The organism is Polynucleobacter sp. 35-46-11 (assembly GCF_002281105.1).
This window is the reverse complement of sequence record NZ_NCFJ01000288.1, coordinates 1-3,267: the sequence shown is the minus strand read 5'-3', so window position 1 is coordinate 3,267 and position 3,267 is coordinate 1. Positions and strand designations below refer to the sequence as shown.

The following is a 3,267-nucleotide window of genomic DNA, read 5'->3' as shown; positions in this document are numbered from 1 at the left end:
GATGCTCTGCACGCTCTGGAGCTTGCCCAAGAGAATTGATCTCCAGACGTACGCCCTTGAGCCCAAGCTCATCCCACAGACGTTGACCCATCAAAATGATTTCTGCATCAATATCTGGACCAGCAAAGCCCATCGCCTCAATTCCAAATTGATGGAACTGACGATAGCGGCCACGCTGCGGACGCTCATGACGGAACATCGGCCCTGTGTACCAAAGACGCTTTGGTCCTTCGTAGAGCAAATTATTTTCAACTACGGAGCGAACTACGGCGGCAGTACCTTCTGGACGTAATGTGAGCTGCTCACCATTCAGGCGATCTTCGAAGGAATACATTTCTTTTTCAACGATATCGGTTACTTCACCAATGCCACGCTGAAACACTGCAGTTGCCTCGACAATCGGGGTGCGCAAGAACTCATAGCCATAGGCTCGAGTGAGATCACGCAAAACATGCTCTAAATGTGTCCACTGCACAGCATCAGCTGGCAAGAGATCATTCATGCCACGAACGCCATTAATTTTCTGAATCTTTTGAGCTTTAGAGGAGTTGATCTGGTCTGTCATGTTGTACGCTTGTTTTGTATTTCTTTATTGTTCTTGTTTTTTATTCTTACTGGCTTTAGCTCTTATTTAGGAGCGTAATGTTGGTTGACGTAATCGTCCACAATCACCTGAAACTCTTGGGCAATATTCTCGCCACGCAAAGTCTTGACTTTGACCCCATCCACGAACACTGGAGCTGCAGGAGTCTCGCCAGTACCCGGTAAAGAGATACCGATATTAGCGTGTTTACTCTCGCCCGGACCATTGACGATGCAACCCATAACTGCAACATTCATTGCTTCAACACCAGGATGGGTTTTTTTCCAGACCGGCATTTGTTGACGCAGATAGGATTGAATATTCGCAGCCAACTCTTGGAAAGTGGTGCTGGTCGTTCTGCCGCAACCAGGGCATGCAATCACCATCGGGGTGAAATTACGCAAGCCCATGGTTTGCAAAATTTCCTGGGCAACAATAATTTCATTCTCACGCGGGGCACCTGGATCAGGAGTCAGAGAGACTCGAATCGTGTCACCAATGCCCTCTTGCAACAAGATGCCCATCGCTGCTGTTGAAGACACAATGCCTTTGCTTCCCATGCCTGCTTCGGTGAGACCTAAATGCAATGGGTAATCGGAACGACGAGACAGATCGCGATACACGGCCACCAAATCTTGCACATTGCTGACCTTACAAGACAGCAAAATTTGATTGGGGTTCATGCCGAACTCCACAGCCTTTTCTGCAGACTGCAATGCCGACTGAATTAATGCCTCGATCATGACTTCCTGCGCAGTCTTCGGTTCAGGCAATGCGGCATTACTATCCATAATGCTAGCTAGCAAGTCTTGATCTAAGCTACCCCAGTTCACACCAATCCGAATGGGCTTGTCATACTTGCATGCCGCTTCGATCATTTGCGCAAATTGTGGATCGCGTTTAGCGCCCTTACCCACATTACCAGGATTAATGCGGTACTTGGATAAAGCTTTGGCGCACTCTGGATACTCATTCAATAAGGTGTGGCCGTTGTAATGGAAGTCGCCAATCAATGGGACTAAGACATCCATCTTGTCTAACTGTTCACGAATATAGGGCACCGCTTCAGCCGCAGCTGGTGTGTCTACCGTAATACGCACCATCTCCGATCCTGCGCGAGCTAACTCTTTCACCTGTATTGCGGTAGCAATAGCATCAGCGGTATCGGTATTGGTCATGGATTGGACGCGTACTGGCGCATCGCCACCAACAGTAATGATGTTGGTTTTCCAAGCAATCATTGCTTGACGTGTAGCTCTCTTAGGCGATGGGCCTAAAGGTAGCTTAGGAAGATTGCTAGATGGATTACTCATGGGACTTGTTTTATGAAATCAGTCGTCTAATCTTTTGAGCCACTGCACTGAGTGCTCGGGCTGATACTCTTGCTCGATTTCTTCATCATCAAGACTGTCAACATCATCATCTTGATCGAGATTGATCTGCTTGTCATGCACGGCACGCTCTCGTACTCGGGTACGATCGACCACATCACCCGCTAACTGTCCACAGGCTGCTGCAATATCATCACCACGGGTTTTACGCACCGTTGCCACCATGCCAGCGTCCAACAGAATGCTGGCAAAGGCGTGAACGCGCTGGGCTGGTGAACGCTTCAATCCAGACTCTGGGAATGGATTAAATGGAATGAGGTTGATCTTGCACTTGATATTGGCTAATAGGCGTACCAACTCTTTTGCCTGAATATCAGAGTCATTTACGCCGTCGAGCATGCAGTATTCAAAGGTCAAGAAATCCCTCGGGGCAAACGGCAAATACCGTTCGCACGCAGCGAGCAATTCTCTTAAAGGATATTTTTGATTGAGGGGAACAAGCTGATCGCGCAACTTGTCATTCGGAGCATGCAATGAGACCGCTAATGCTACCGGGCAATCCTGAGCCAAGCGATCAATCATTGGCACAACGCCAGAAGTGGATACGGTCACACGACGACGCGACAAACCATAGGCTCGGTCATCAAGCATAAGCCGCAATGCAGTAACTACGTTGTCATAGTTAAGCAAAGGTTCACCCATACCCATCAAGACCACGTTCGAGATCACGCGACCGGTGTGCTCCCAACCTGGGGTTGGGTATTTTTCAATACGACGTACTGCATTTGGATCCGTGCGGAGTAAATGCTCTGCAAACCAGAGTTGCCCAATGATTTCACCGGCGGTGAGATTGCGTGAGAAGCCCTGATGCCCAGTTGAGCAAAAACGGCAATTGACCGCACAGCCAGCCTGAGACGAAATGCACAAGGTGCCACGATCATCTTCAGGAATAAATACAGACTCCACGGCATTGCCAGCTCCAACATCGAGCAACCACTTGCGGGTGCCGTCAGCTGCATGCTCGTCTTTAATGACTGGGAGAGAAAGAACTTGCGCTTTATCGAGCAGGGTTGCTCTAAAGCTTTTTGCCAAATCGCTCATGTCGTTGATGTCGGATACTCCACGTTGGTGTATCCACTGCATGAGTTGCTTAGCCCTAAAGGGCTTTTCATTCAACCCCGCGACGTACGCTGCCATTTGGTCAGCGTCAAAATCTAAGAGATTTACGCGCGGGGAGGTCAATGCGCCTACTTATGTATTAAATAGGTTGTTCGTTAGCAATCGTGAATTAACGATTGAAAACGTTCATGCCAGCGAAGAAGAATGCAACTTCGACAGCAGCAGTTTCAGGAG

Annotated in this window: 3 protein-coding genes; all 3 read right to left on the bottom strand. The window is 48.7% G+C overall.

Annotated features, from left to right (window positions below):
• A partial coding sequence (locus B7Y67_RS13620; protein ID WP_293599116.1) for an ATP phosphoribosyltransferase regulatory subunit occupies positions 1-565 on the bottom strand: 565 nt, incomplete at its 3' end.
• A gap of 62 nt (positions 566-627) precedes the next feature.
• Positions 628-1,896: a flavodoxin-dependent (E)-4-hydroxy-3-methylbut-2-enyl-diphosphate synthase gene (ispG, locus tag B7Y67_RS13615; protein WP_293599115.1), complete on the bottom strand. Its 1,269-nt coding sequence runs from the start codon at positions 1,894-1,896 to the stop codon at positions 628-630.
• Between the two features lie 18 nt (positions 1,897-1,914).
• Positions 1,915-3,156, bottom strand: a complete 1,242-nt coding sequence (gene rlmN / locus B7Y67_RS13610; RefSeq protein ID WP_293599114.1) for a 23S rRNA (adenine(2503)-C(2))-methyltransferase RlmN — start codon at positions 3,154-3,156, stop codon at positions 1,915-1,917.
• Positions 3,157-3,267: the final 111 nt, after the last annotated feature.